A 25,831-nucleotide genomic window follows, 5' to 3' on the forward strand; every position below is an offset into this window, starting at 1 on the left:
TTAAGTTATGCAGTGCTGTGGGGTTTAGCGCAGTCCCAGCGATGCCGAGCATGCTGGCCACTGACCCCAGCCGGACTGGGCTTGCAGCTTGGAAGCAATGTCGATCTGCTGAGCGCGTGTTGCTTTGTCTGCGGTTGGAGCGTATTTCTGACCGCCCATAGCGTTCCAAGTTGGCGCTGAGAACTGAACGCCACCGTAGTAGCCGTTGCCGGTGTTGATTGACCAGTTACCACCGGATTCACACTGGGCCAAGCGATCCCATACAGAACCGCTTGGTGCAGCTGGAGCTGAAGCACCGGTGTTACCACCCGAAGAGTTGGAAGAATCGGAGGAGGAGGAGGAAGCTTCTGGTTCCTTTTCCTTAGTACCGCGCAGGATCACCGCATCGGTTGGTTCCTTGGTGACTTCACGGTTAATCTCAGTCTTGTCGACTTCTTTGCCGTTTTCAGTCACAACCTCATAGGTTACGCTCGCGGTTCCGTTGACACCTTCGGTATCGGTCTTGGTTTTACCTTTTTCGAGGGTGTTGTCGTTCTTGTGGGTGGTTTCGAACTCGACGACTTCTTCTTCAGTAACCTCGGTCTTTTCGACGATGGTCACGGTGATAGCGGTGTCGTCGTTAATATTCTGGTCAAGTTTGGGCGAAACCTTATCGTCTTCTCCCACTTCAACGCCAGCCTTGTCCAAGACATCTTGAACGGTGCCGCCGGTGGTGAGGACTTCTTTGGCTTCATCAGCCACGGTGATCTCAACAACCTGTGGCAGCGCGATCTGGTCGATGCGCAGCGGGGTAATCGAGGAGACACGCTCAATATTCAGTGGCTGGTCAGTTTGCTGTTCTACGTTCTCGACGCTAGCAGTTGCGCCTTTATCGGCGTTGGCCTGAGTGATGACGAATGCCGCCAGGCCACCTACTACCAGCACTAGAGCTGCAACCTGAGCAATGATCTTGGTCAGGGTGCCACGGAAAATGCTTGACATAGAGAAAATCCAAAAGTGTTGTAGTTCCGACGTCGTGATCGTTTCGTCCACGCGCCGATGACATAGTCACCGACTATAACGGAAAGATAACAAAGATTACAAATAGATAACGAAGCTTTGTTGATCACTCCAGCCAACTACCCCATGTGCTTCAAGTATTGGTCCTAGTCAATCTCGAACTTTCCGTAGACGCGCTCTGTGTTTTGGAAAATAACACTCCCGAGATCTTCAACGCTTTGCTGACGAGTTTCGGCCAATTGATACAGCGTATGCGGCACCAAATAGGGAGCGTTCGGTCGACCGCGGTGCGGGTGCGGCGTCAGGAACGGCGAATCGGTTTCCACCAGAAGGAGCTCAGGACGCATGACTTGTGCTGCTCGGCGAGCCGAGTCATTGTTTTTGAAGGTTACGACACCGGAAAACGATGCGTACCAGCCGTGCTCATTAAGGATTGCTGCCATGTGTTCATCCCCCGAATATGAATGGAACACGACATGTTCGGGCAGCCGGTCCATCGATAACAGTGTCGCGATCACGTCATCATGCGCCTCGCGGTCATGAATCTGTAGCGCCAGTCCCAGCTCCACGGCCATCTCGATGTGTCGTTTGAACGCGTATTTCTGAATCTCCCAGTTGGCGTCGCCTTCGGTGCGGTAATAATCCAGTCCGGTCTCCCCGATGCACACAACTGCCGGGTGAGCTGCTAGCTCACGGATCGTATCGATCGCTTGGTCCAACGTGCCGTCTGCTGCCAGTTTGACGGTGTCGTTGGGGTGGATGGCCAGCGCCCCACGCAATCGAGGCTCATCTTCAATGGCTTTGATCGTGTACTGGGCAGATGCAAGGTCGGTAGCGACCTGGATTGCCCCCACTACGTTGACGCTCGCTGCTGCGTCCATGACTTCGGTTGGTGTCGGCTGCACTAAACCATCGCGGAAGTCGAGGTGAGCGTGATTATCAACGACCGGTACCGGCGAGGGCTGTGGCGCTGGCGGGTAGATCAGCTTGCGCTTCTTGCCGGTATATTCATCGGTTGCGGAACGTATGGGGCCGTGGGCGCCATGTGAAGAGTTCTCGTCGGGAAGATACTGCGGTGGTGTCTGGGGTTGTGCTGAAGTGACCATGGTTGTAGCTTAACGCGGTCCGCCCCGTCGAGCAGAATATCTCGACCGGGCGGACAACGCTGAGGCTGTTGGCGTTAGGCCTGGGAGTGTGGGTTTGGCATTCCGATGTACTGCACGGTGGTGTACTCTGCGATACCTTCGGCGCCACCTTCACGTCCAAGACCGGACTGCTTGACGCCGCCAAAGGGTGCAGCAGCGTTGGAGATGACACCGACGTTGAAGCCGATCAGCCCGAATTCGATCTGGTCAGCCACGCGGATTGCGCGGTTGTGGTTTTCGGTGAAGATGTAGGCGGCCAAACCGTACTGCTGGGCGTTGGCCAGGCGGATGGCGTGGGCTTCATCTTTGAATGTGACAACTGGTGCCACTGGGCCAAAGATTTCTTCTTTCAGGATTGGGGAATCTTCCAAAACCGACAGGATGGTGGGTTCGTAGAAGTACCCGTCGCCTTCGACTTTCTGCCCACCGGTGATAACTTCGCCGCCGGCGTCGACAGCTGCGGTGACCAGGCTGTGCACGTCCTCGCGAGCTTTTTCGTCAATGATCGGTCCAATATTGACGTCAGCTTCGGTACCGCGGCCAACTTTGCGAGCGCGCATGGCGTCAGCGAATTTCGCCTGGAAGGCATCGGCGATGTCTTCGTGAACGAGGATGCGGTTGGCTGCGGTGCAAGCTTCACCCATGTTGCGCAGCTTGGCGTCCATCGCACCCTGAACGGCTTTGTCTAGGTCGGCGTCTTCAAATACCATCAGTGGCGCATTGCCGCCCAGTTCCATAGAAGTGCGCAGCACGTTCTGGGCGGCATCTTCCATGAGGCGCACACCGACCGGGGTCGAACCGGTGAACGACAGTTTGCGCAGACGAGAATCTTTCATCAACGGACCGGAGATAGCCGAAGCAGAAGAGCCCGAAACGACGTTTAGCACCCCTGCTGGCAGACCGGCGTCCAGCATTGCCTGAGCGAAGTACTGGGAAGTCAGTGGGGTCAGCTGAGCTGGCTTCAGCACCATGGTGGAACCGGAAGCAACAGCCGGGCCGACTTTACGAGTGGCCATGGCCAGTGGGAAGTTCCACGGGGTGACCAACAGGGATGGGCCGACTGGTTTGTGTCGCACGATTGCAGTCAGGTTGTTTTCTGGGGTGTTGAAGTAGCGGCCGTAGTGGCGGACGGTTTCTTCGGAGAACCAGCGCAGGAATTCGGCACCGTAGGTGACTTCACCGCGAGCCTCGGCCAGTGGTTTACCCATTTCCAGGGTCATCAGCAATGCAAAGTCATCGGCGCGTTCCATGACAATGTCGAAGGCACGACGCAGGATTTCGGCGCGCTCGCGTGGTGCGGTCAGCGCCCATTCTGCCTGCGCCTCATCAGCTGCGGTTAGCGCCTTGAGCGCATCTTCGGAGTTACCGTCCTGAATCCGCAGCAGTTCTTTACCGGTGGCTGGGTCATAGACCGGCAGGGTCTTGCCAGAAGAGGCTTCTACCCATTCGCCGTTAATAAGTAGGCCGGTGGGGACGCGCTGCAGCAATTCTTGTTCTTGTTGTGCGGTGACAGTCACGGATTACCTTCTTTCGATCTGTCGGACGGGCACTGGGCGCATAAGCGTCCTCAGGCTCCTAGAAGTTCAATTCGCCAATAAATCTAACACGCAGATATAGCTGGTGACGCTAACGCGATCAGACGACGTAAGTTAGCGACTTCCGGCAGCATACAGCACCCCTGCGGGTATGTGCAGGGGTCATGGAATCCATTCGTTTTGGGTATAGCGCGCAGATCCGCTTGCCGGTTCTAGCGCAGTTGGAACATACGTCCGACGAAAAAGATCCGCGGCTGCAACCAGCATCCCAAGACCAACCCAGATCCAGCCGATAGCTAGCACGCCGAGCCAAGACGCCATCATCACCACCATGATCAGGGCCATGCTCAAGCCAATCCAGGTCATCATCCGGGCGGCATTGTTGTACTGTCGCTGCGCGTTGTGGGCAGTCAGCGGGATTGGATAGTTAAATACCCTTGGATAACCCGCCAGCACTGCGACAGTGATGGTGGCAGGCCCAAGCAGTGTAAGTCCGCCCACTGCTTCCCAGACGGAGCCTTCACGTATCACCTCGCCGGCTATGCCATAGCGCATCGGGAGAAGATCCGTCTGCCTGCGGGCGTTGGTGAATAGTTCGAGAGACAGTCTCGCCGTTAGAGCGGCGAATCGGTTCCTGAGAATATGATCGTTCACTCATGACGTGCTCCCTCGACTCGCCCCAAGAGCAAGATATGCATGACCCGGGGTACTTTCTAATGTACTCGTCCAGGGCGTGCGGGGGCAGTAGGGTGATCCCGAATTTTGGGCCTAAGAGCGTCACTTATGACCCTAGGCGGTGACTTTGTTCACTGTTCATCGCACAGCCGAAGAATCCGATGACCCAAATGGCGTTGCAGCAACCTCGGTGGCTAAACTACAAGACAAAGCTGGACCCACAGGTCCATGATCTTGTCACTAGCAAACACCTTGAAGATTTCATACCTAACCATGGCTGCGATCTGCCCAGATCGTTTCGATGCCCAACTCTCAGGAGGCCTGCGTGACCGAATGGTCCAAACCTCAACCGTCATCCCGCGTCGTTGTGCAAGCTGGTGCGCGTGTTCCAGCGGCAACACCAGAAGCACAGGCCGGCGATAAATGGGTTGAAGTTCCTACCGAATTCGATGCCATCATGCTGTCGTCGTATGGTGGCCCCAATGGCCAAGACGACGTCATCCCGTTTTTGCGCAACGTCACCATGGGCCGCAACATTCCGGATGCACGACTCGAAGAAGTCGCCGTCCACTACCGCGAAGCCGGTGGGGTCAGCCCGATCAACGAACAAAACCTCGCGCTCAAGGCTGCGATCGAAGAAGAGCTAAAGCGTCGCAACATTGATCTGCCGGTGTACTTCGGCAACCGCAACTGGGACCCATACTTCACCGAGGCCATCTCCAAGGCCCACGAAGAGAACAAGGTCGAAGGTCGTCCCACCAAAATTTTTGCTCTGGTGACTTCCGCGTACTCGGCCTATTCTTCGTGCCGTCAGTACCGCGAAGACTTTGCCGATGCCCTGGAAGCTTTGGACTTGTGGGATGACGTACAGATCGACTCTTCTCGGACGTTCTTTGACCACCCGGGATTCGTGAATCCATTCATCGAAGGCACCTTGGCCGCCATTGCCGAACTGGCCCAAGAGCACTCCGACCTGGATCTAGCCAATGATGTCGAAGTGCTGTTTACAGCCCACTCGATCCCGATCACCGACAATGCCAAGTCGGGCGAACCAGATGAGCACGATTACGCTGAAATTGGCGCCTATAAGGCCCAGCACCTGGCCCTCGGTGGGTTGGTCATGGACGCCGTCAAAGACAAATACAACATCGATGTGCCCTGGGAACTGGTGTACCAGTCCGAGTCCGGCCCGGCTCACATTCCTTGGTTAGAACCAGACATCAACGACTATCTGGAAGACCTCAAAGGCAAACGCAAGGCCGTCGTGGTCGTGCCAGCAACCTTCCTATCGGATCATATGGAGGTCTGGTGGGATCTGGATATCGAAGCCAAGGAAACCGCTGACGAACAGGGTCTGGCCTATAAGCGCGTTGCCACCCCGGGGACACACCCGGAGTTTGTTTCCGCGATGGTCGAGCTGGTCGAAGAACGTCTTCATGGCACACCTGTCTCCGAGCGTAAGGCGCTGACCAAATACGGTCCGGGCTATGACGTCTGCCGTGCGGGCTGCTGCGAGGGTTCCGGCCCACTGCGCGCCGCTACCGGTGGTCTGCTGCCGTAACCGAACTGTTTCATCGCCCAAGCCGGTGGTGCCTGCCGTCGGCAGGTGCCGCCGGTTTAGTGTTTCTCCTGGGAATAGGGTTTTTCCAAGGCGGCGTTATACAACTCGCGCGCCGAATGTCCGGTCTCCTGGCCGACCTGGCGGGTCGCAGCTTTCAACCGTTCCCCTTCAGCCACCAGCCCGCGGACCTGAGCCAAGGCTTCGGCAAAGGTCGCCTGTGCCGCGGCCGGAGCCGGACCAACAACGAGCACGATTTCACCTTTCAGTGTCTTGGACTCGGCCCATTCGATGAGTTCGGCAAGTGTCCCGCGGGCGATCTCTTCGTGCAGTTTGGTCAACTCCCGGGCCACCGCAGCCTGGCGGTCCGGTCCGAAAGCTTCGGCCATCGCATGGAGTGTCTCGGCGGTTCGGTGCGGGGACTCGTAAAAGATCAATGTGCGAGTCTCGGCGGCCAGCGCGATCAACGTTTTGGCTTTCTCACCTGCTTTGCGCGGGATGAACCCTTCGAATGCAAACCTGTCGGTCGGCAGTCCGGATAACACCAGAGCGGTGATCGCAGCCGATGCGCCAGGAGCCACGGTGACTTCTACACCGGCGGCAATAGCTTCCTGGGTCAACCGGTAACCCGGATCCGAAATTGCAGGCATCCCGGCCTCGGGTACGAACACCACGTTCTTACCTGCTCGCACTGCCTCGATCAGCCCCTTGGACGACTCGGCCTCATTGTGTTCGTGATGCGACACGACGGTTGCCGAAAATTGCACCCCTGCAGCGTGCAACAGTTTGTGCAGCGACCGGGTATCTTCTGCGGCGATAATATCGGCCTGGGCCAACACGTGTTTGACCCGGTCGGTCAGGTCCCCCACATTCCCGATTGGTGTGGCTGCTAACGTCAGTGCCGCGGCGGTGGTTTGGGTGTGTCTACGGGGTGCGTCCATCTTCCCATTATCCCGCCCCATCACCGGTAGCATGGCCTGTGTGTCAACAACGCAACGACGAACCCCGGATGACTGGCTGCAATCCCCCACCGAAGCCTTTTCGCTGGCCGGTCTTAAGGCTCGACTGTTGTACCCAACTTTTCACCTGGGCCGCGTCGGATGGTTCATCGCTGCAGCCCTGACCGTTGCAGCCGGACTGCTGCGCTTTTGGAATCTGAGCCATCCGCACGAGCTGATTTTTGATGAAACCTACTACGTCAAAGACGCCTACTCGCTGTGGCACTTCGGCTACGAACGTGCCTGGGAGGACGACGTCGACGACACATTTCTTACCGGCCAAGCCCAACCCGAACCCGACGCCGCCTACGTGGTCCACCCACCGGCCGGCAAATGGCTCATCGGGGCTGGCATGGCATTATTTGGCTATGACAGTGCCTTCGGCTGGCGTTTTACCGCCGCGCTTGCCGGCACACTTTCGGTGCTGCTGACTTTCGTCCTGGCTGCCAAACTCTTCCGCTCACTATTTCTGGCATCATGTGCGGGCCTGTTGTTGACCATCGAAGGCCACCACTTGGTCATGTCGCGCACCGCGCTGCTGGACATTTTCTTGATGGTCTTCGTTCTGGCAGCCTTTTGCGCCCTGATCGCCGACCGCACCTGGGGACGGCGACGGCTAGCATACGAACTCGCCGCCCGTTACCGGCGCCTGACCGCCCCACGCGCAACCGACGAAGACCGAACCCGGTGGAAAACCACCATCACCTATGGCCCCTGGTTAGGAATCCGGCCGTGGCGCATTGTCGCCGGCATCCTGCTGGGAGTTGCGGTGTCGATTAAACTGTCCGCGCTGGCATTTGTCGCAGTCTTTGGCTTGCTCACCGTCTGGTGGGACGCCACCGCCCGGCGCAGCGCGGGCATTCGACGTTGGCTGCCCGGTGCCATCGTGACTGACGGGCTGTGGGCTTTTGTTTCCATCGTCGGCGTTGGCGCGGTCACCTATATTGCCACCTGGGCGGGTTGGTTGCGCTCGGAGGGCGGCTACTACCGCAACTGGGCCGCCGATCAGGCCACCCTACTGCCCGACTGGTTGGCCTCGCTAATCCACTATCACGTCCAATCCACCACTTTTCACACCGGACTCGATAGTGCCCATAATTACGCTTCGGCCGCTTGGATCTGGCCCTTCGCCGGCCGTCCCGTGTCGTTTTACTACCGCACCGAAAACCTCGACTGCGGCGCCGAAGAGTGCTCAGCCGCGATTCTGGATCTGCCCAACCCGCTGATCTGGTGGACCGGGCTGGTTGCGATGGTCATCATCTTCTTGCGCTGGTTGCTCATCCGCGACTGGCGGGCCGGCGCCATCCTGGCCGTGTATGTCGCAGGGCAGCTCGTGTGGGTGTTGTGGCCATCGCGCACCATGTTCTTTTTCTACACCGTGGCCTACGTGCCGTTTCTCATTCTGGCGATCACCTACATCGCCGGGTTGTGGCTGGCACGCACGACGCCTTCAGGAACCGGTTTCACCTCGCGACGCCTGGCCGTCGTCGGCATTAGCCTCTTTGTCCTAGCTGCCCTGGTGCTCAGCGCATACTTCCTGCCCATCTGGACGGGCGAACCGATCCCCCAGCACCAGTGGCGAGCGCGAATGTGGTTCCAGTCGTGGATCTAGACCCCGGGTGACACTGCCCGCTGCGTCGTGACCTGGCTCATGACACGGGTGTTGACATGACGGTAGACTTGGTCGCGGCAATTTTCATCACCCAGAAAGCAGGCCCCGTGCACGTTTCCGCCCCTTACCTCACACGGCTTGATCCACAAACCAACCTGACCGATCTGGTCATTGAGCGGCTCGGGGCCGATCCGGCCAGAGTGGTGTACGCGGTCCAAACCACCGACGACGTCGACAATCTGACCTGGCGCGAGGTCACCGCCTTCGACTTCCTCGACCAGGTGCGCCAGGTGGCCAAAGGGCTGATCGCCACCGGGGTTCAACCGGGTGAGATGGTGGCCGTCATGTCGGCTACCAGTTACCACTGGGCGGTCATTGACCAGGCACTGTGGTTCGCCGGAGCGGTGTCGGTGCCGATTTATGAAACGTCGTCGCCATCGCAAATCGCCCATATTCTGACCGACTCCGGAGCCGGGCGGATCTTTATTGCCGGCACCACCCCGGCCCGTGCTGTCGATCGAGCCATCCAAACCCACGAGTCACTGGGACACATCGAACGCCATAAGCTGTCGGAGGCAGGTCTGGACCAGTTGGCCAAGGCCGGTGCTGGGATTTCCGACGACGCGCTGGAAGCCGCGCGCAGCGTCGCCACGATGGATTCGACCGCTACCGTGGTCTATACCTCGGGCACCACGGGCCCACCCAAAGGGGCGCGGATCTCACACCGCAACCTGGCCGAGGGTGCGGTCAATATTGTTCCCTGGGCCCATGAGATCGTGCTGAATCACCCGACTCCGCGGCTGTTAATGTTCTTGCCGTTGGCCCACATCCTGGCCCGAGCAGTCCAGTACTTTGCGTTGGTCGCCGGCATCCAGGTGGCCCACACGTCGGACACCGCCAATGTCACCACGGTCATGCGCGCCTATAAACCCACCTGGCTGCTCGTGGTGCCCCGAGTGCTAGAAAAGGCCTTTACCGCGGTGCTCGCCCAGGCTGAGGACGCCACCGGGCTACGCAAATCACTGCTAACCGATGCGATCACCGTGGCCGAACAGTGGTCCCGCGCCCGTGCGGCCGGCCAGATGCCGATCGGCTTGCGCATCAAACACGCCTTCTACGACCGCGTGGTGTACAGCAAGATCCGGGAGGTCTTTGGCGGCGAAGCCAAGTCCGCGATCTCTGGGGCAAGCGCACTCAATGAGAAACTGGCGCACCAGTTTACCGGTATGGGCTTGGCGATTTTTGAAGGCTACGGCCTCACTGAATCCACCGCGCCGGCCTCGGTCAATGTGCCCGAGCATATCCGGCTAGGTTCGGTGGGCAAACTCGTCCCCGGCATGGAAGCCAAGCTATCTGAAACCGGCGAACTGCTGCTGCGCGGGGTGGTCATCTCCCCCGGATATCTGTCCGAAACGGCCAATGCCGACTCCTTTGACGACGACGGCTGGTTCGCCACCGGTGACCTAGCTGAAATCGACGACGATGGTTTTATCTCCATTACCGGACGTTCCAAGGACCTGTTAGTCACTGCGGGCGGTAAGAACGTGTCCCCGGCACCGTTAGAAGAGGTTATCTCCAGCTGTCCGATCGTGGGCCACGCCGTCGTCGTCGGAGAAAACAAACCGTTTGTGGGCGCGCTGATTTCACTGGATACCGAACAGCTGGCCCAGTGGGCGGCCCGGCGCGGCAAAGTTGGACTGACGCTGGACCAGGCGCGCACTGACGCGGATGTGCAGGCCGAGATCCAAAGCTATGTTGACCTCGCGAATCAGAGCGTGTCACAGGCCGAATCGGTGCGCAAGGTGGTCATTTTACCCACCGAGTTGTCACAGGACACCGGGCATGTGACCCCGGCGGAGAAACTGCGGCGCGCCTCGGTGATCAAAGATTTTGACGGCGCCATGGCAGAACTCTATGGCTGACGTGGCTGGCCGGTTTGGCCGGTGACCTGGGATTCCAGGAATCGCTGGGCTTGTTCGCGGCGCTGGCGCCGACGGGCGGTCGGGGCGGTGACCAGCAGGATGACGATCATGACCACCAGCGTCAGCCCGCCGACCCAGGCTGCGGCATCCACCCAGAACTGCCCCGGGTAGAGCCGAATCAGCGAATCTGAGGTGGCAAATGTCCAGGTCCCCTCGGCAAAGAACAGTTGATGGAACCCGGCAAAGAAAGCTTGCCAACCAAAGACGGCGACCACGGCCAGCAGGCTCATGACCACCGTGAACCAAACGGCCCCGGCAAAGAGTGCTCGCGCGATGGCACCCTTGCGCATCCGGTAAAGCATTATCATGGCGACGACGCACACGATGGCTGCGAGAAGGCCAGCGATCATCGTGATCATCATGACCTGTTTAACATCGGCCATGTGGGCGACCTCGTCATTGGTAAAGACCGGGTTGCCATTGGCAAAACGCAGATCACCCAGGTAGGCCGACGGAGCAAGATTGAATAAGTAGTCCAGACCATAGGAGCCCAGGGTCAGACGCTGGTCAATGGCCATGCCGAACTGATCAGCGGGGAATCCGGGACGGTGGTATTCAAACCATAAGAACACGGGTGAGGCTACCAGCCGGATCATCGCAATCAGGATGACAAGTGGTGCCAGGATTGCCAGCACGACCTGTAATACGCGGACCAGCGTGGGTGAGCCCACGGCTGCACGATCCCGGGCTTTGGCACGAGCTGCCGCGGCGTCTTCAAACGAGTCTTCCAACGGTTCGAAAGCTCCCGCGCCCGGTCGTGGGGCTGCAGAAGAGCCGGTCGAAGCGTTGATCGGTGGCGGTGGTGGCGTTACCCGAGTGGCTGGTTCATGTAGTGGTGCGGCCGGTGGGTCGGCTGAGAATTCGGATCCGGGTGCGGGGCGGGCGCCAGGACGGGGGTGGTTGCGCGGGCCAATCCCCACGGCTGCAGCAGTTTCTAAGGCATCGCCGTCGGGATCAATCCGGCGCCGTTGTCTGCGCGGGGTCGCCACAGGTTCGGCCGGACTGATATCTTCGCCGGGGGTCAGGCCCTCCAGAGGGACAGTTTCTGGGTCGCGAGCTGCATCGCCGTCGTTCGAGGATGCACGGTGGTCTTTGGATTGCTTCGACATTGTCCCAACCTTTCCATCACGCTTTATAGTTAGCCTACGGTGTTGGTCACGACCGTGGGCAACAGCTGGCGGCGCGTTGCGCAGACTTTAGGCGGTGACCAATTGGCGGCCGCCGTCGTACTCGTCGAGGTCAGCATCCGCGTTGGCTGCGGCCGCTCGCGAACCGAGAATCCAGGTGTAGGCCCAGTAAGCGGCCAGCACGAGTGCCCCGATCGTGATTTTGGCCCAGGTAGGCAGATTCGACGGAGTGACCAGTCCTTCAACAAGCCCCGAAATGAGCAGGACACCGATCAGCCCGATCCCCACGAGAATCAATTGGCGACCCCAATAGGCTAGGGACTGCAACCGCGTAGCTCGACCCGGAGCCACCCACGCCCAGAACACGCGCAACCCGGCGGCGCCGGCGATGAAAATGGCGGTCAGTTCCATCAAACCGTGGGGAGTGATAAAGGCAAAAAAAGTGCCGAGTTCATCGTATTTGTGCATCAGTGCCGCCGAAATACCCAGCCCCTGGGCGTTGACCCATAAGACGTAGGGGACGAAAAACCCGGTGATTCCAAAGGCCACTTCCTGCAGAGCGATCCAGGCGTTATTCACCCACACCAGCGTCGTAAACGACGCCGCCGGATTTTCCGAGTAGTAATCCACAAAATCTTCTTCTACATAAGCGATCTGGAATTCTTCGGGCATCATGGCATCAAACATGTGCGGATTATTGCCGTACCAGAACCCATAGGCCAGTGCGACGGCGAAAAATGCTGTCCCGAGGACAATAGTGAGCCAGCGAATTTGATACAGCGCATACGGCAATTTGACAGCGAAAAAGCTTTTGATTCCCGCCGCGGGTGACCCGGATGCGGCAGTGAGCTTGGCCCGCGCTCGAGCGATGAGCAACGACAGCCGGTTGGCATCAACGCCGTCGGGATCTTGCGCCTGGACAATTGAGAGGTGCGTGGAGACTCGCTCATAGAGCTCCACTAATTCGTCAATCTCCTGGGCAGTGAGCCGGCCTCGCTTGGCGAGCTGATCAAGTCGCTGCCAATCGGGGCGGTGAGTTGCTGCATACGCTTCCAGATCCACAAACCCCACACTACTAGGCTTGGGTATGGGACACTTGTCTGCACCCACTTGCGACTAAACTCAGATCCAGAACGATAGGAAAGTTGGGGCGTACGTGCACACATACACCATCACCGGCGAAGCTGTCATGTTAAACCTGCGCGCCGCGAACTTCATGCCACGCCTGGGCGCTGCACTGATCGATGCGACCATCTACGTGGTCTCCTGGATTTTCTTACTCATCGGGGTTGCCAAGTTTATTTCCCACTTTGCGATGGACATCGCAGCATCCCAGGCCGTGGTAATTTTGGCGGCGATCACGCTGATGTTCATTATCCCGCTGCTGGTCGAGGGGCTGTCTAAAGGTCGTTCCGTAGGCAAATTGATCTTTGGGCTACGCGTCGTGCGTGACGACGGTGCGACCATTCGGTGGCGGCACGCATTCATTCGATGCCTGACTGGCGTATTCGAATTGTGGATGACCGCTGGGTCCGTGGCGATCATCGCCTCGTTATTCAACCGCCAATACAAACGGCTGGGTGACATGATGGCAGGGACGTTTGTGATCATGGCCCGTGCCCCACGGCCAGCCTCAGAACTACCGCAACTACCCGCGGCAATGCACCAGTGGGCGCAGGTCGCCGATGTTGGCCGTATCCCGACCTCGCTAGCAACCCAAGTCAATGCGTTGATACGTAATGCATCAACGATGCAATCTGCAGCCCTTGCATCGATGGCCGCGGCCCTTTCGGATCAAATGCGTCACTATGTCACGCCCGGTCCCCCAGCTGCGGTTGATCCCCTGATCTTTCTCATCGGTGTCATGGCAGAACGACGCGAGCGCGATCATGCAGTATTACAGCAGCGCCGTCAACGCCGAGAACGAGACCAGCAATACTTACGACTCTAGACGCAACCCTCTAGGTGCTATGGAGCGTCCCCCGGGCTGAATACCGTTCAGCCAGGGGATTTTTTATGCTCCGCGGATCCAGAAAATACTGATTTCGGATAATGCAACATGGTCGGCAAGGCTGTGGAAAACTTCCACGGAATGGACTGTCATCCACAATAACAGCAACACGATAACTAGACCTGCAGATTAAGCGCTACACACGCTCAAAGATCGCCTCAAACCTTTCAACAACTTAATACAATTACCTCAAATTCATTGCCTAACACATGCGACCCAGGTAAAATAGGGCTAATAACTACTTCTCCTCATTCACTCCACAACTGCAACTCGTTGAACATCTAGTAGTGAAAGGACGCGGTCATGGATATCCCAAAGATCCTCCCGGATTTGGGTTCGCCCGTGTCCACAAGGCTACTTAATGTAGACGAATTAGAAAGCGCGTCTCAAGGCGAGATTCTGCACGCCGCCACAGTCTTAATGCGCACGCTCTCGCAACGCATGGCTGACCCACACGCCTACAACGAAGTCGCAACATTTCATGATGCCGCCGGTATGGATTGGTCAGGATTCCAAAGCCCCTCAGAACCCGCATCGCCGTTAGCTGCCGAAGGCCTGGGGTCAACAACCTTAGAGAAAACCGAGCAGGCTGAGCGGAATCTCGACGAAGCGGTTCCCGCGCCGCTTGAACCAGAAAACTACTGTGACTCTCTGCCAGCCATGGGCGATATGCTCAATCAACTTTCTAGATTTCATGCGAGTGCGCTCACCCAATATTCTCGCTACCTCGAAGCATCTATGGCGGATCAGCGGCAGTATCTCGGAACGCCACGAAAGACCAAAGATTTTCGTGATGTCGCGGACTATTTGACGACTACAATGCACATCTCACGTAAGGATGCCAGAAAGATCATCCGACGCGGCAAATACCTGGCCCATCGTCCAGGGCTGCATGCAGAAGCGCCAGATGCCAAACCCGTATTTGGACAGCTGGCTCAATCCATGGCCAATGGGAATCTGCCGATAGAAAATGCAGACAAACTCATCGATTTCGATGAAGAGTTGATCAAGTATTCGCAGAAAACTCATCAGCCGTTAGAACGCAAGAATAAAGTACTACAGGTCTTTGAACCGGTGATGGTGGAAACCGCAGAATCAACGACACCTGACGAGCTCGGCAAGGTCAAGAAGCGCTGGGTGGAAGAACTAGCGCACTGGATCTGCCCGGATGGGCCATCGCCATCGCGAGCATTCGCCAAGGCAGCGGATAATGCTCTCAAATGCCGAGATCAAGCGGACGGCAGCGCTATTTTTTCTATGCACGCTACACCAGCGGTCAGCGCCAACTTCAAGAATTGGATGCTGCAGCAATTAGACTTCGCGGGTTCCCCGGTGCTCATCTCCGATGAAGCTCTCAAAGTCTTAGGTTTCCTCGCCCCGGATGCAGATGATGCGACCGGGGACGATCCAGCCGAGACCGCAGAATCGCGGCCCGTACCTCAAGAACCGTCACCACCCGAGCCTTCCCAGGACTCGGAGGGTACTGAAGATGAAGGTGAGCCGCTCACGATCCCGAGTGCTTGGCTTGGTCCCATGACCACCTGGGATACCTCCCCTGATCCGACACGAGTGGTCGCAGAAACCTCCGAGGGCACGCCACTTACCGGCCGAGATATGAATCTCATCGACGAACTGACGACCGGGCAAAAAATGGGCGGCATCCTCTTGAGCCACATGCTCACCCTATTGAGCATGGATCCCACCAAATTAGGCGGAAAGAAAGCCCACGGCATTTCTGCTCAACTGATCGTAGTCCAAGATATTGAAACTGCTTATCACACCCTTGGACTCGGTTCGATCCCGAAGGCCGCCCGAAGACCCTCGGGACCCGAGGGGTATCGGCCGCCGGTGATCAAACGTCCCAACCCCGATCCTCCAGACGAACCAGAGTGTACTGATAAACCCCACCACTACAGTCGACTCGTTCCGCCAGACCCCGCCATGGGTGACGACGAACCTGTCCCCTGGACGCCGTATCATTCTGAGACGGTGAACATCGGTCCGATCCACCCGGATGATGTAGAGCTTCTGATGTGTAATGCAACCATCTCCGGGCAGATCTGGAACGGACCCGACCAGGTGTTGCAGGAGAAACGAGCACAACGACTGTTCACCGCTGCGCAACGCCGTGCCATTCTTGCACGTGATAAAGGATGTCAGGCACCCGGCTGCCCAGTCCCAGGAGCCTATTGCGACATCCATCACATCAAAGCTTGGGGCAATGGCGGTCTCACAGACGAAGACAACGGCATCGCGCTTTGTCCGTTTCATCACGATGCTATGCACCAGGGCCGTTGGATTATCCGAAAGCACAAGGGGCTCACCTTCTTTCAACCGGCCCGCTGGATAGATCCGGCCCAGCCGCTGCTCCGCAACGCCTACTGGAACTCCTAGGTTAAACCAGTGCTGCCACAGCTATCCGAGAGATAACTGTGGCAGCACGCTGAAACAGAGTTTAGTACCGGTAGTGCTCTGGCTTATATGGACCAGCCACATCAACACCCAAGTATTCAGCCTGCGTCTTGTTCAACTCGGTCAAACGAACGCCCAACGACTCCAAGTGCAACCGCGCAACCTGCTCATCCAGCAGCTTCGGCAGCACATGCACACCAATTTCGTAGGTCTTACCGGTGATCGATCCGACACCACCTTCGGCATTGAATAATTCAATCTGAGCCATGACCTGGTTAGTAAACGAGGCCGACATGACAAACGACGGGTGACCAGTGGCATTGCCAAGGTTCAGGAGACGACCTTCAGACAATACAATGATCGAGCGCTCATTCTCGGTGCCCTTATCGAAGATCCACTCATGGACCTGCGGTTTGATCTCAACCTTTTCAACACCAGGAACCTGCGCAAGACCGGCCATGTCGATTTCATTATCGAAGTGACCCACGTTGCCGACAATAGCTTTATCTTTCATAGCGAGCATGTGCTCAGCCATGATAATGTCACGGCCACCGGTGGTGGTAATGAAAATATCTGCAGTTTCTACGACGTCTTCAAGACGCGCCACCTGGTAACCATCCATAGCGGCCTGCAGGGCGATGATCGGGTCAATCTCTGTGATGATAACTCGCGAGCCCTGACCACGGAATGCCTCTGCCGCGCCCTTTCCGACGTCACCGTAGCCGGCGACGACGGCGGTCTTGCCGCCCAGTAGCACATCGGTGCCGCGCATGATGCCGTCCGGCAGCGAGTGTCGGATACCGTATTTGTTATCGAATTTCGATTTAGTCACCGCGTCGTTGACGTTAATGGCGGGGAATAGCAGCTCGCCGTTTTCAAACATCTGGTTCAACCGCAGCACACCGGTCGTGGTTTCTTCCGTGACACCACGAATGTTCTTGCCAATACGGGTCCAGCGCTGATTATCCGCTTCGAGGGAGTTGCGCAGCGCTTGCAAGATGACCTTATATTCTTCTGCGTCATCTTCGCTGGTCGCAGGCACCATGCCCACCGCTTCGAATTCGGTGCCCTTATGGACCAGCAGAGTGGCGTCGCCGCCGTCATCGAGAATCATATTCGCACCCAGCGTTGGATCCTCTGTGGCACCTGGCCATAGGAAAATCTGTTCGGCGGCCCACCAGTACTGTTCCAGGGTCTCATTTTTCCAAGCAAATACTGGTACACCGTTTGGTTTTTCAGCGGTGCCATTACCCACAACGACAGCTGCTGCAGCTTCGTCCTGGGTCGAGAAGATATTGCACGAGGCCCAACGAACCTCCGCACCCAATGCGACCAGCGTTTCAATGAGCACAGCGGTCTGAACAGTCATGTGCAGCGAACCAGCAATGCGCGCGCCCGCTAGTGGCTGCGATTCACCGTACTGTTCGCGCAGTGCCATCAGGCCTGGCATTTCATGTTCGGCAAGGCGGATCTGATGGCGGCCGATTTCGTGTAAGGAGATGTCGCGGATTGCGAAGTCGAAGTCAGCGCCTGGGACGGTAGATTTATTCGAAAAAGCCGGGTCAACGGCGGGCGAAGTAGTCATGGCAGTTAACACTACTGCCTCGCTGCCCCACCACCAGTTGAGGTGCAACGGGGCGTCACATAATTGAGCTGAATCTACTCGGGGCGAACCAAACGTAAACCGGTGTGGTGCTCGGGCAGTGGGCTGGGACGAGCTGGTGCCACGGAGCGATCAACCGGCTGGATGGTGCCCGAACTGGCTTCGGCCGGGGCCTCGGGGATCTCGGGTGCGGCGACGGCGTTCGCAACGGCCAGCAGATCGTCGTCGTCGGTCAAATGTTCGGTCAGTTGCAGAAATTCCCAACCGACCGGAGCAGTGAATTGTTGAGCGTGTTTGGCACACAAATCATGGGCGTGCGGTTCGGCGCGCTGCGACATGGGACCCAACACGACGGTCGAATCAGCATAGTTGAAAGTCAGCGTTGCTGCAGCTGAATTTGAGCAAGCGGTTTTGGTGCAAAATCGTTGAGTTCCCACAGCGGTTCAGTCTAGCGTACGGGTGCCAAACAGGGTTGTTAGTCTTGGGGTGTGGCTAGATTCTTTTCTCGCGATCGGCACGGGCGGCGACCGCTACCTTCTGACGGCTTTGATCGAGCGCTGGGAATTGCCCACCGGTGGTTTCTGGACCGAGTGGGTGAGGTTGCCACGATCCAATATGTGACCGCACCGGCCGATATGGACTGGTGGCGCAAAGACAATACTCCCCCGCTGATCTCCGGCGGGATTGGTTCCTCAGGACAGGTCGCGCTGACACTGCACCGGAAATTTATTGAGCTGAAATATTCCGACGACGGGATGCTCCCCGAACGGCTCTATGAATTACTCATCACCGAGTGGGCAGCGCTGACCGGCAAAGACGTCTCCGAGATTGATCCAGAGTTTTAGGTGTCCCTGCTTCTAGTAGCCCAGGCGCACGGGTAATCCTGAACCGGTGGCGGTTACCGAGTTGACGGGCATCGCCGAGATCCCGGCATCCGAAGTGGTGATCACCCCGGCATAGACGGAGCTTGAGCCGGTTTCTAACACGTAGGCGGTAGCGTTGCCGTCGGTTACCGTGACCGCGCTATTGGCGGCGATCTCTTGGTCGATGGTTTCACCCAGGTCGCCGTCGGCAGTGATCGGGGTGACGGCGACGGTTGCAGCCGTGTCTGAGGAGAGTATAAGTTGCGATTCGGCACCGCCCAGGGCTGGCAGCGCGACCATGGTTTCACCGCGAATTGGGCGGGTGGCCGACTGGTAGGCCGTGTCGACCGCGGCAGTGTTGCCGGTGGCGTCGTCATTATCGGCGGCCGGGTTGAATGCCAGGGACGTGGCCGAGGCGAGGATGTTGGCGTCAGCTTCAATGGCCACCGCATAGGTGCCGGGTGCGACTCCGGTGAAATCCACCGTTGTGGTGGCCCCGGGGGCAAGTTCTACCGCGGAGGCTTGCGCCGGAATATCCACGGGTCCATCGGGTCCGCGCAGGCTGATGGTGGCTGAGGCTGCGGCCCCGGTGGATGCCAGGTGCAGCTGCGGGGTTTGGCCTGCCAGACCGGCGGCCTCGGCGATGTCGGCTGCGTCATCGGGAATCACCAGGCCGGGGACGACGAGATTTGTGCCGGTTGCAGCCGGTTGCAGCGTATCAACTCCGGCGGGAACGATCCCGTCGAGGCGGTGCTGCTGGATGCTGGCGGCAACCGGACCTCCCGAGGTGGAGACTCCAATGGCCACGGACTCCTGGCGCGGGGCAAGACCGGCCACCAGGATCGAGCTGGTTTGGCCCGGTGCCAACACGATCCCGGATGCGCCCGAGGCATCAATGCGTCCGTCGTCGCCAAAAACATTGAGATCCACGGTCGAGTTGGTGGCCGAGGGGTTGGTGATCGACAACACTGCGGTCGTGCCGGTGGTGGTGATCGCCCCGGTGAGCCAGTGTTGGTGGGCGGCCGGGGTGCAGGCACCGATGGTCATGCCTGCGAGGTCGCCGTCGGTGGCGGCGTATTGTGCGGTCGCGGCGGCCAGCCCGGGGTTACCACCCACGGGTTCCACGGTCAGGCCGATGGGTTGGCCGTTGCCAGCGGGGTCGGTGATCGCATCGAAGTGGGCTTCCTGGCGCACGGTGCCGTCGTCGGCGGCAGTGGCCGGTGGGCCCTGCTGTAGCTCTTCGTCCAGGGAGTCAGTGATATGTTCGGTCGATCCGGGGCCATCGGGGCCGGGGGTTGCGGGGAAATATGAGATGCCCGGGATGTTACCGGCCAGATCGGATCCGGCGGCTACGGTCAGCGCGGTGACGGCGTCCGATGACAGCGGGGAGAAATCGAGGTCTTCTTCGGCACCGGCTCCTTCGGGGAGCACCGGCGCTGCAGGACACACCCCGATAACCGGGGTTGCGGGCAGTTCGGCCGCGCGGGCGGCAGTGTCCATTGCCGGCGGGGCGGGTGACCACAGGCTGCCGGCCACGGTGATCGTGGCAACTGCGGCGGCGGTGCCCAACCCGAGCACTGCGGCGGTGCGCTTGGATAAGCTGGTGCGTTCCAGGCGGCGCAGGGCTGCTTCGCGACGTCGGGCTCGTTGCGTCGAACCGGTGTCCGGTGCCGGTTCGGAGGGTTCAACAGCTGGCTTCGGGGCCGGCTTGTAGTTGTTGGTCATGCAGCCTCCCGTATTCGACGACGCGCGGGCGTTGGAATGCCCAGCAGCAGGGTCATAAACCCGACGATGCCCGGGACCCACCACAGCCATTTGCCGGCGGCGGGCGCATATTCCATGGTCAGGTTGCCTCCAGAGGCGGGCAGTTCAAAAGCCTGGACCCAGTCGGGGTCTGTGGTGGTGGCCGTGAGTTCTTGGTCATCCACGTAGGCCCGAAAGCCCGGGTTGGCGCGCTCGGCGAGCACCAGTTCGCGGCCCTCGGGACCGTCGGGCAGTTGCACGTCGATGGAACCATCAGGATTCGAGGCCGCGATCGCGATGGTCCGGTCGTCTGCCACGATTCGGGCGCGAGCGGTTGCGGTACCGCGCGGCGGGGTGGCCCCCTCGGAGGTCAGCACCTCAACGCCCGGAGCCGCTTCTTCTGCCACTGCATCGGGCACCACGCGCCACAACCAGCCGGCCTGGGAATGTCCCACGGCGGCGAGCCCGGGTGCGGCATCGATGCCGGCGGCCAGGCTCGTTTCGGTGCCCGCCGGATCGGTGAGGACCACGTACCCGGCACCGAGCGCGTCCAGCAGTGGCCGGGGGTCGGCGTCGACACCGGTGGTTAACTGTGCGGCCACCGTGCGCAGCGCATTATCGGCGTCGTCGGCACCCGCCGGTTGCGGGTTGAACAGGCCGCCGGTAACGGAACGTGTCGTCCAGGTGCCGGTCATATCATCAAGCATGGTGCCCTCACCTGAAATCAGGTGGGTGCGGATGCCCTCGGTGGTCCGGGTGATCACCAGTGTGCGGGTGTGCAGGTCAGATAGGGCCGCATCGACAGCGGTGGCCGGCAGGGATCGTTGGACGACGCCGGTGACGGTTGGGGTTCCGGTAAGATGCTCGTGCCCGGCGGCGGTCGTGTCGAGTTGCTCATCGGTTGCGGCTTCGGCGGCGGCAACGCCGCGTTGGTCTTGGGCCTCGGCACGTGCCTGGGCCAGGGTTTCGGCGGGCACCATGCGCGGGGTCAGCCACACCCCGGCGGCCAAGACTGCGGTCAGCGCCAGGATGGTGGTCGCGGTGCGGGCGGGCCAGCCGGCGCGCACCCGAGTGTGTTGCGCTGTGGTGCGCAGCTGGGATTTGGCCACGGTCAGGTAGTTGACGCCGATGATCGCTGCGACCAGGAAGCCAAGCCAGGTCAGCGAAACCGCTGGAATCGTGGAGAGTGCAACCGGGACGCCGGTCTGGTCAATTGCGAAAATGGTCGCGGCATTGAGCACACCCATGGCTAACCCGACGACGGCGGTCAGCATGCCAGTGCGGGCTAATCCCCCGCCCCGACCGGGGGCAATCGCGCCGATGACGGCCATGACCACTAACGGCACGGCGATGACGCCGGCGGCAATCCCGGCCCATGGAAAGGCGGGATGGACAACATCGAGCCAGGGTAGTTCGGCAAGACCGGCGTCCAGAGCGATGTGATGCGGTAATCCCAGCAGTTGTTGCCAGGTCGGGGCTGGATCGTAGCCGGCAGGTGCACCGGGATCAGCGAAGATCGCGCGCAGATCGAAACGGTGGGTCACGATGGCCGGCAGCATCGAAGTCAGCGCCAGCAGCGGGGTCCACCAGAGGGTTCTGATCGTGGGGCGTAGGACACAAAAGATGGCGACGATGCCCGCCGTCAGCGGGAGGAACATGATCGGGGCGACCGCTGTGACCATGGTCAGTAAGATCGCCACCCAGGCGGCTGCGGTCAGCGACGTCGTCGCCGTGCCATCACGCAGCTTGCGGCCCAGGCGTACCGGGCGCGGTGTGGTGTCGTCGCGGAGGGCGCGGAAGAGTTTAATGTCATCGGGTTGGTAACCGATCGCACGGAGCAGCGCGAGGACGAACCAGGGCAGCACCAGGTGGGTGATGACTCCACCGAGACGGCCTTCGGAGAGCGCCGTCAACAATGCCGGAGCGCCCGCCCAGACGAACCCGGCGGCGAAGCGAACATAGCGTGCAGTAGTCACGGCACCAGCGAGCGACCAAGCGCCCAGCGCGGCTAGCGGTAGGGCCAGGATCCATAGCCACACGGTGACCTCCGAAGCGTTCGAGGTCAGGCCAAAGAGCACCAATAGCCAACCAAATGGGCCATCGTAACCGGGCGCGCCGACGCCGGTGAGACTGAAGCCGCTGGCGGCTTTGGCGGCCAGGATGCCAAGGTCTCCGGTCACAGGGAGCAGATTTCCCCCGGCCAGTGCGGGGACACCGAGCAGGTGACGCAATCCCAGCAGCGCCACAGCACCGAAGACGACCGCCAGCGTGACCGCCCCGGTACCAACCCAGTTGCGCTCGGGGGTGGCGAGTTCATCAAAATCGTCGTGACCGCCGGTTGCTTCTTGGGGCGCAGCGGACACCCCGGTGCCGTCACCTATCACCCGGTCGGGTTCGGAGGTTTCTAAGACCGAGCGCCGGTAGTCGCGAACCCGTGCCCGTGATGGGCGGAGTTCTTCGACGGCGTCGAAGGGTCTGGTGCGAGTCGTTGCGGCGGCTTTGCGGGACTCTAGCAGCGGGACGACGCGTCCCAGCGTGCGGAAGGTCCCGGTTGCTTGAGCGAATCCGGTGGCCGGGTCTTTGACCACGAGTCCCACGACAATACGGGCCAGTGCCACAAGAATCCCCCACAGCCAGCCGCCGATCATCGACAAGAATCCGGTGTGTTTCAGGCGAAGCCAGCCAGCGGCCGCCCAGCGATCCGCGATGTCGCCGGGCTCGGGGTGGGTTGTGTGTTGCACTTCGGCTGCGGGCACCACGGCCACGCGGTGTCCGGCCAGCCGGGCGCGCCAACACAGATCCACGGTCCGCACGGATTCGGGGGTGTGCGGGTCAAAACCGTCCAGGGCCACAAAGACATCGGTGCGGACTAACATCCCGGGCAGCGACACAGCAAACGTATCGGTGCGGTGGTCGTATTGACCTTGGTCAAGTTCCCCGGGTTCAATCATCGACAGCACAGCACCGTTGTGCGCGACGGTCAGTCCGACGTCGATCAGTTGCCGCTCCACCAGCTGTTTGGCTCCGGCGATCGCTACCGACGGCGAGATTTCCACGGCCTGGAGTTGTTCGGCCAGGGCGGTCTCGGAAACCACCGTGTCCTCGGTAATGAACCACAGCCAAGACTGGGTGCCGGTTCGTTGGGCCGCAGCTTCAGAAGTTTCCAGGATCTCGGCCAGTTCCCCGGCCAAGGACCCCTCCGAGGTGTGCACAACATGATGGTGGGGCACCCCGGAGGCATCCATGAGCCGGTTGAGGTTACCTAGTACCGCAGGCTCGATGGTGGAGCCGGTAACCACCACCGCGGCATCCAGGCCAACCGACCCGAGCAGGGCGGAGGTGAAGACTTCGGTGGTAGCGTTTGCGGGATCTTCTAACAGGAATATCCCAGTGACGTGGTATTTAGCCAAGAGTTATGAAGACTTCTTCCGCAGACGACGGCGTTCACGTTCCGACATGCCGCCCCAGATACCAAAGCGTTCGTCGTTGGCCAGCGCATATTCCAAGCACTGCTGTTTGACCGGGCAGGCACCGCAGACTTTTTTGGCATCGCGGGTCGAGCCACCCTTTTCCGGGAAGAATGCTTCGGGGTCAGTCTGGGCGCACAGCGCATCGGCCTGCCAGGCCAGCTGGCCGTCGTCGGCGGTATCACCAAACCCAGGCAGGGTTTGCCACAGATCTACGGACTCCACCTCAACGGGGGCGGGAGTTGCCGGATGCAGCGTCGTCACCGTCGCCGAGGGGGTTTGATCCGATGCAATCTCGGTAATCGCCTCGTGGGCCGCCAAATACGCGGTGGCTCGTTCGTCCAGTGGTGTCAGGTCGTGACCCGCGCTGGGATCGGCGGGATCCACAAACCAGTCGACAGGAACTTCACGTCCGTTCCGAGTAACGGATGGGCTCTCAATCCGGGCATGCTCCGCCCGTTGTGCATTGTCCATTGGTTCCTTTCGCGCATTTCCACCTGGGCATAGCTTAGCTGCCCTACAGCATGGGTTTCGTTATATTTGTGCTGATCGTTGTGGTGTGAATGATCAAATCTACTGGACCTAATTACACCGGTGTAACTCGACTTTAGTCAAGCCTACAGCGGACGCAATCTCGAGTCTGCCAGGGATTTCCTAGCACTCGTCGGGGTCCAGCCCACCTGTAAAACGTCACGATGGTGCGCCAAGCGGCCCGAGTTCGTAGCCTAGAGAACACCACCATCGTTCGTCAAAGGAACCCATGATCTCCCTGCGCTCACTTTCACCAACCGACCCACTGGAACCCGGCGCCGATTTGATCGGTCACCTGGCTGCCTCACCGCAACCCGCCATTATTCACTACACGGGACACGACCGCACCGAACTTTCCGGCCGCGTCGCTATCAACTGGGCAACCAAAACCACCCACCTGATCGACTCCTACGGTATCGCCGCACCGGATGCGATGGTGGTTGATGTCCCGGTGACGTGGCGTGCGGTGGTCCTGGTCCTTGGGGTCGCCTGGTGCGCTGTGACTTGCGTCAAGGAGGCCGACGACGCCGCGGCCGTCCTGACCGACAGGCCGGAGAACTACCAGACCGCCCCAGGTGAGATCCTCGTCACGCATCACGATGAGGTTGATCCAGCGCTGATCAATCTCGACGACGAGGTACTCTCCCACGCTGATCAGGCATTGCTTCCGGCGCCGGATATCATCGGCAACGCCTTGACCCAGGATCCGGTCCCGCCTGAGGCGGATATCCGGTCGGGCGGCGTCGTCATCGCTTCGACTGACGCACGGTTGAGCCCGGCGTTGTGGTCAGTCATGGTGGATGCGTGGCGCCGCAGTACTCCGGTGGTCCTGGTGGATGACGCAGCGGCAGATCAGCTGGACCGCATCATAGAAACCGAGCGCCTCGGGGCTGCAATCAAGCGCTAGGTTTCGGCTAGGTCCCGGTGCGTTCGTGGGGCTCGTCGCCAGGGTGGGATTCGGGTCGCGGATCGACCCGCGGTATCGCCCCGGTCAGGATGTCTTTGTCGTGGATGGCTGCCGGGTCGGCCTCGATGGCTTCGGTAAAGACCCACAGTCGATAGGACACGAACCGAAAGATCGTGGCAAAGCCCAGCCCGATGACGTTACCGAACAGCACCATCCCCCCGGCAGAGCTGATGCCCAATAAGTATTTGGCAATGAACACGAACCCGGCTTGAATACCGGCACCGATGCCGTTCATGACCAAAAACAACACCAGCTCCCGCATGACGTTGGCCTGGCGACGATTACGGAACGTCCAGTAGCGGTTGGCAACCCAGGAGAACACCGTGGCCACCGCGGTGGCAATGATCTTGGCCTTGACCGCGGAATCCTCCATCGGGCCGGTGATCAACCACAAGAAGATTCCGGTGTCGATAAAAAAGCCGATGCCACCCACGACACCGAATTTTGCGACTTCACGCCACAGCAATCTGACGAGCGCGACGATGCGATCTGTGAGTTTGCGCAACATCGGTCCTTTCGTAGCGGGCGTGTTTTTGTCGAAGATACTCTAGCCGGTGCAACCTGGAAAATCCTTGAACCCGATGGGTTGTCCTTCGATTGCAA

The 25,831-nt window shown here is 59.6% G+C and carries 20 protein-coding genes; 7 read left to right on the forward strand and 13 right to left on the reverse strand.

All coding sequences use genetic code 11. The annotated features are described in order from the left end of the window. Nucleotides 1–24 precede the first annotated feature (24 nt). The 4 genes from FB556_RS13765 to FB556_RS08565 all read right to left on the reverse strand — a co-directional run bounded on the left by FB556_RS13765 (nucleotide 25) and on the right by FB556_RS08565 (nucleotide 4,234). The gene (locus FB556_RS13765) at nucleotides 25–981 is read right to left on the reverse strand and encodes a resuscitation-promoting factor (protein ID WP_141866773.1); all 957 of its coding nucleotides are present in this window, start codon (nucleotides 979–981) and stop codon (nucleotides 25–27) included. A 164-nt stretch (nucleotides 982–1,145) separates the two neighbouring features. Next, complete coding sequence (locus FB556_RS08555; protein ID WP_141866775.1) at nucleotides 1,146–2,105, reverse strand: TatD family hydrolase; 960 nt, start codon at nucleotides 2,103–2,105, stop codon at nucleotides 1,146–1,148. A 74-nt stretch (nucleotides 2,106–2,179) separates the two neighbouring features. Continuing rightward, complete coding sequence (locus FB556_RS08560; protein WP_141866777.1) at nucleotides 2,180–3,661, reverse strand: NAD-dependent succinate-semialdehyde dehydrogenase; 1,482 nt, start codon at nucleotides 3,659–3,661, stop codon at nucleotides 2,180–2,182. Nucleotides 3,662–3,841: 180 nt separating this feature from the next. After that, nucleotides 3,842–4,234 carry a hypothetical protein gene (locus tag FB556_RS08565; protein ID WP_141866779.1) on the reverse strand — a complete coding sequence of 131 codons (393 nt, stop codon included), beginning with the start codon at nucleotides 4,232–4,234 and terminating at the stop codon, nucleotides 3,842–3,844. Nucleotides 4,235–4,679: 445 nt separating this feature from the next. Here FB556_RS08565 and FB556_RS08570 point away from each other — a divergent pair, with 445 nt between their 5' ends. After that, nucleotides 4,680–5,915: a ferrochelatase gene (locus tag FB556_RS08570; protein ID WP_246057321.1), complete on the forward strand. Its 1,236-nt coding sequence runs from the start codon at nucleotides 4,680–4,682 to the stop codon at nucleotides 5,913–5,915. Between the two features lie 56 nt (nucleotides 5,916–5,971). Here the strand turns inward: FB556_RS08570 and rsmI are convergent, their stop codons facing one another. Beyond that, nucleotides 5,972–6,853 carry a 16S rRNA (cytidine(1402)-2'-O)-methyltransferase gene (gene rsmI, locus FB556_RS08575; RefSeq protein WP_141866783.1) on the reverse strand — a complete coding sequence of 294 codons (882 nt, stop codon included), beginning with the start codon at nucleotides 6,851–6,853 and terminating at the stop codon, nucleotides 5,972–5,974. 31 nt (nucleotides 6,854–6,884) lie between these two features. Between rsmI and FB556_RS08580 the strand changes: the two genes are divergently transcribed. Further along, entirely contained in the window at nucleotides 6,885–8,522 is a 1,638-nt protein-coding gene (locus FB556_RS08580; protein WP_141866785.1) for a dolichyl-phosphate-mannose--protein mannosyltransferase, read from the forward strand. A gap of 56 nt (nucleotides 8,523–8,578) precedes the next feature. Then, on the forward strand, nucleotides 8,579–10,444 hold the full coding sequence (locus FB556_RS08585; RefSeq protein ID WP_141866787.1) for an AMP-dependent synthetase/ligase: 1,866 nt from the start codon (nucleotides 8,579–8,581) through the stop codon (nucleotides 10,442–10,444). Here FB556_RS08585 and FB556_RS08590 read toward each other — a convergent pair. Together FB556_RS08590 and FB556_RS08595 are read right to left on the reverse strand one after the other, a co-directional pair. After that, nucleotides 10,435–11,613, reverse strand: a complete 1,179-nt coding sequence (locus FB556_RS08590; RefSeq protein ID WP_141866789.1) for a TIGR01906 family membrane protein — start codon at nucleotides 11,611–11,613, stop codon at nucleotides 10,435–10,437. The two genes, FB556_RS08585 and FB556_RS08590, sit on opposite strands and share 10 nt — an antisense overlap. Nucleotides 11,614–11,700: 87 nt before the next feature. Continuing rightward, nucleotides 11,701–12,693 (reverse strand): stage II sporulation protein M, encoded by a 993-nt coding sequence (locus FB556_RS08595; RefSeq protein WP_141866791.1) that lies wholly within the window; start codon nucleotides 12,691–12,693, stop codon nucleotides 11,701–11,703. 94 nt (nucleotides 12,694–12,787) lie between these two features. On the opposite strand from FB556_RS08595, the gene FB556_RS08600 reads away from it, so the two are divergent. Beyond that, complete coding sequence (locus FB556_RS08600) at nucleotides 12,788–13,582, forward strand: RDD family protein (protein WP_141866794.1); 795 nt, start codon at nucleotides 12,788–12,790, stop codon at nucleotides 13,580–13,582. 363 nt (nucleotides 13,583–13,945) lie between these two features. Next, the gene (locus FB556_RS08605; protein WP_141866796.1) at nucleotides 13,946–16,036 is read left to right on the forward strand and encodes an HNH endonuclease signature motif containing protein; all 2,091 of its coding nucleotides are present in this window, start codon (nucleotides 13,946–13,948) and stop codon (nucleotides 16,034–16,036) included. Nucleotides 16,037–16,097: 61 nt separating this feature from the next. Here the strand turns inward: FB556_RS08605 and ahcY are convergent, their stop codons facing one another. Further along, a complete protein-coding gene (gene ahcY, locus FB556_RS08610) occupies nucleotides 16,098–17,639 on the reverse strand; it encodes an adenosylhomocysteinase (protein ID WP_141866798.1) in 1,542 nt (513 codons plus the stop codon). 74 nt (nucleotides 17,640–17,713) lie between these two features. Then, nucleotides 17,714–18,094 (reverse strand): DUF3499 family protein, encoded by a 381-nt coding sequence (locus tag FB556_RS08615; RefSeq protein WP_141866800.1) that lies wholly within the window; start codon nucleotides 18,092–18,094, stop codon nucleotides 17,714–17,716. A 51-nt stretch (nucleotides 18,095–18,145) separates the two neighbouring features. On the opposite strand from FB556_RS08615, the gene FB556_RS08620 reads away from it, so the two are divergent. Beyond that, the gene (locus FB556_RS08620) at nucleotides 18,146–18,502 is read left to right on the forward strand and encodes a hypothetical protein (protein WP_141866802.1); all 357 of its coding nucleotides are present in this window, start codon (nucleotides 18,146–18,148) and stop codon (nucleotides 18,500–18,502) included. Nucleotides 18,503–18,514: 12 nt separating this feature from the next. On the opposite strand, the gene FB556_RS08625 is transcribed toward FB556_RS08620, so the two are convergent. The 3 genes from FB556_RS08625 to FB556_RS13690 are packed head-to-tail and all read right to left on the reverse strand — an operon-like array spanning nucleotide 18,515 to nucleotide 24,204. Further along, entirely contained in the window at nucleotides 18,515–20,245 is a 1,731-nt protein-coding gene (locus tag FB556_RS08625; RefSeq protein WP_141866804.1) for a DUF5719 family protein, read from the reverse strand. Further along, complete coding sequence (locus FB556_RS08630) at nucleotides 20,242–23,673, reverse strand: glycosyltransferase (RefSeq protein ID WP_141866806.1); 3,432 nt, start codon at nucleotides 23,671–23,673, stop codon at nucleotides 20,242–20,244. The genes FB556_RS08625 and FB556_RS08630 overlap by 4 nt, the downstream gene beginning before the upstream one ends. A gap of 3 nt (nucleotides 23,674–23,676) precedes the next feature. Then, entirely contained in the window at nucleotides 23,677–24,204 is a 528-nt protein-coding gene (locus FB556_RS13690; protein WP_141866808.1) for a WhiB family transcriptional regulator, read from the reverse strand. Between the two features lie 286 nt (nucleotides 24,205–24,490). On the opposite strand from FB556_RS13690, the gene FB556_RS08640 reads away from it, so the two are divergent. Further along, nucleotides 24,491–25,168 carry a hypothetical protein gene (locus FB556_RS08640; RefSeq protein WP_141866810.1) on the forward strand — a complete coding sequence of 226 codons (678 nt, stop codon included), beginning with the start codon at nucleotides 24,491–24,493 and terminating at the stop codon, nucleotides 25,166–25,168. Between the two features lie 7 nt (nucleotides 25,169–25,175). On the opposite strand, the gene FB556_RS08645 is transcribed toward FB556_RS08640, so the two are convergent. Beyond that, entirely contained in the window at nucleotides 25,176–25,736 is a 561-nt protein-coding gene (locus tag FB556_RS08645; protein WP_141866812.1) for a GtrA family protein, read from the reverse strand. Between the last annotated feature and the right edge of the window lie 95 nt (nucleotides 25,737–25,831).

Source organism: Enteractinococcus coprophilus (assembly GCF_006716305.1).
GTDB classification, from domain to species: Bacteria; Actinomycetota; Actinomycetes; order Actinomycetales; family Micrococcaceae; genus Yaniella; species Yaniella coprophila.

What these genes read in the sequence shown, in the direction of transcription:
- FB556_RS13765 (WP_141866773.1), bottom strand. Translation starts at nt 981, where the DNA reads ATGTCAAGCATTTTCCGTGGCACCCTGACCAAGATCATTGCTCAGGTT.
- FB556_RS08555 (WP_141866775.1), bottom strand. Translation starts at nt 2,105, where the DNA reads ATGGTCACTTCAGCACAACCCCAGACACCACCGCAGTATCTTCCCGAC.
- FB556_RS08565 (WP_141866779.1), bottom strand. Translation starts at nt 4,234, where the DNA reads ATGCGCTATGGCATAGCCGGCGAGGTGATACGTGAAGGCTCCGTCTGG.
- rsmI (WP_141866783.1), bottom strand. Translation starts at nt 6,853, where the DNA reads ATGGACGCACCCCGTAGACACACCCAAACCACCGCCGCGGCACTGACG.
- FB556_RS08580 (WP_141866785.1), top strand. Translation starts at nt 6,885, where the DNA reads ATGGCCTGTGTGTCAACAACGCAACGACGAACCCCGGATGACTGGCTG.
- FB556_RS08585 (WP_141866787.1), top strand. Translation starts at nt 8,579, where the DNA reads ATGACGGTAGACTTGGTCGCGGCAATTTTCATCACCCAGAAAGCAGGC.
- FB556_RS08590 (WP_141866789.1), bottom strand. Translation starts at nt 11,613, where the DNA reads ATGTCGAAGCAATCCAAAGACCACCGTGCATCCTCGAACGACGGCGAT.
- FB556_RS08605 (WP_141866796.1), top strand. Translation starts at nt 13,946, where the DNA reads ATGGATATCCCAAAGATCCTCCCGGATTTGGGTTCGCCCGTGTCCACA.
- ahcY (WP_141866798.1), bottom strand. Translation starts at nt 17,639, where the DNA reads ATGACTACTTCGCCCGCCGTTGACCCGGCTTTTTCGAATAAATCTACC.
- FB556_RS08625 (WP_141866804.1), bottom strand. Translation starts at nt 20,245, where the DNA reads ATGACCAACAACTACAAGCCGGCCCCGAAGCCAGCTGTTGAACCCTCC.
- FB556_RS13690 (WP_141866808.1), bottom strand. Translation starts at nt 24,204, where the DNA reads ATGGACAATGCACAACGGGCGGAGCATGCCCGGATTGAGAGCCCATCC.
- FB556_RS08640 (WP_141866810.1), top strand. Translation starts at nt 24,491, where the DNA reads ATGATCTCCCTGCGCTCACTTTCACCAACCGACCCACTGGAACCCGGC.
- FB556_RS08645 (WP_141866812.1), bottom strand. Translation starts at nt 25,736, where the DNA reads ATGTTGCGCAAACTCACAGATCGCATCGTCGCGCTCGTCAGATTGCTG.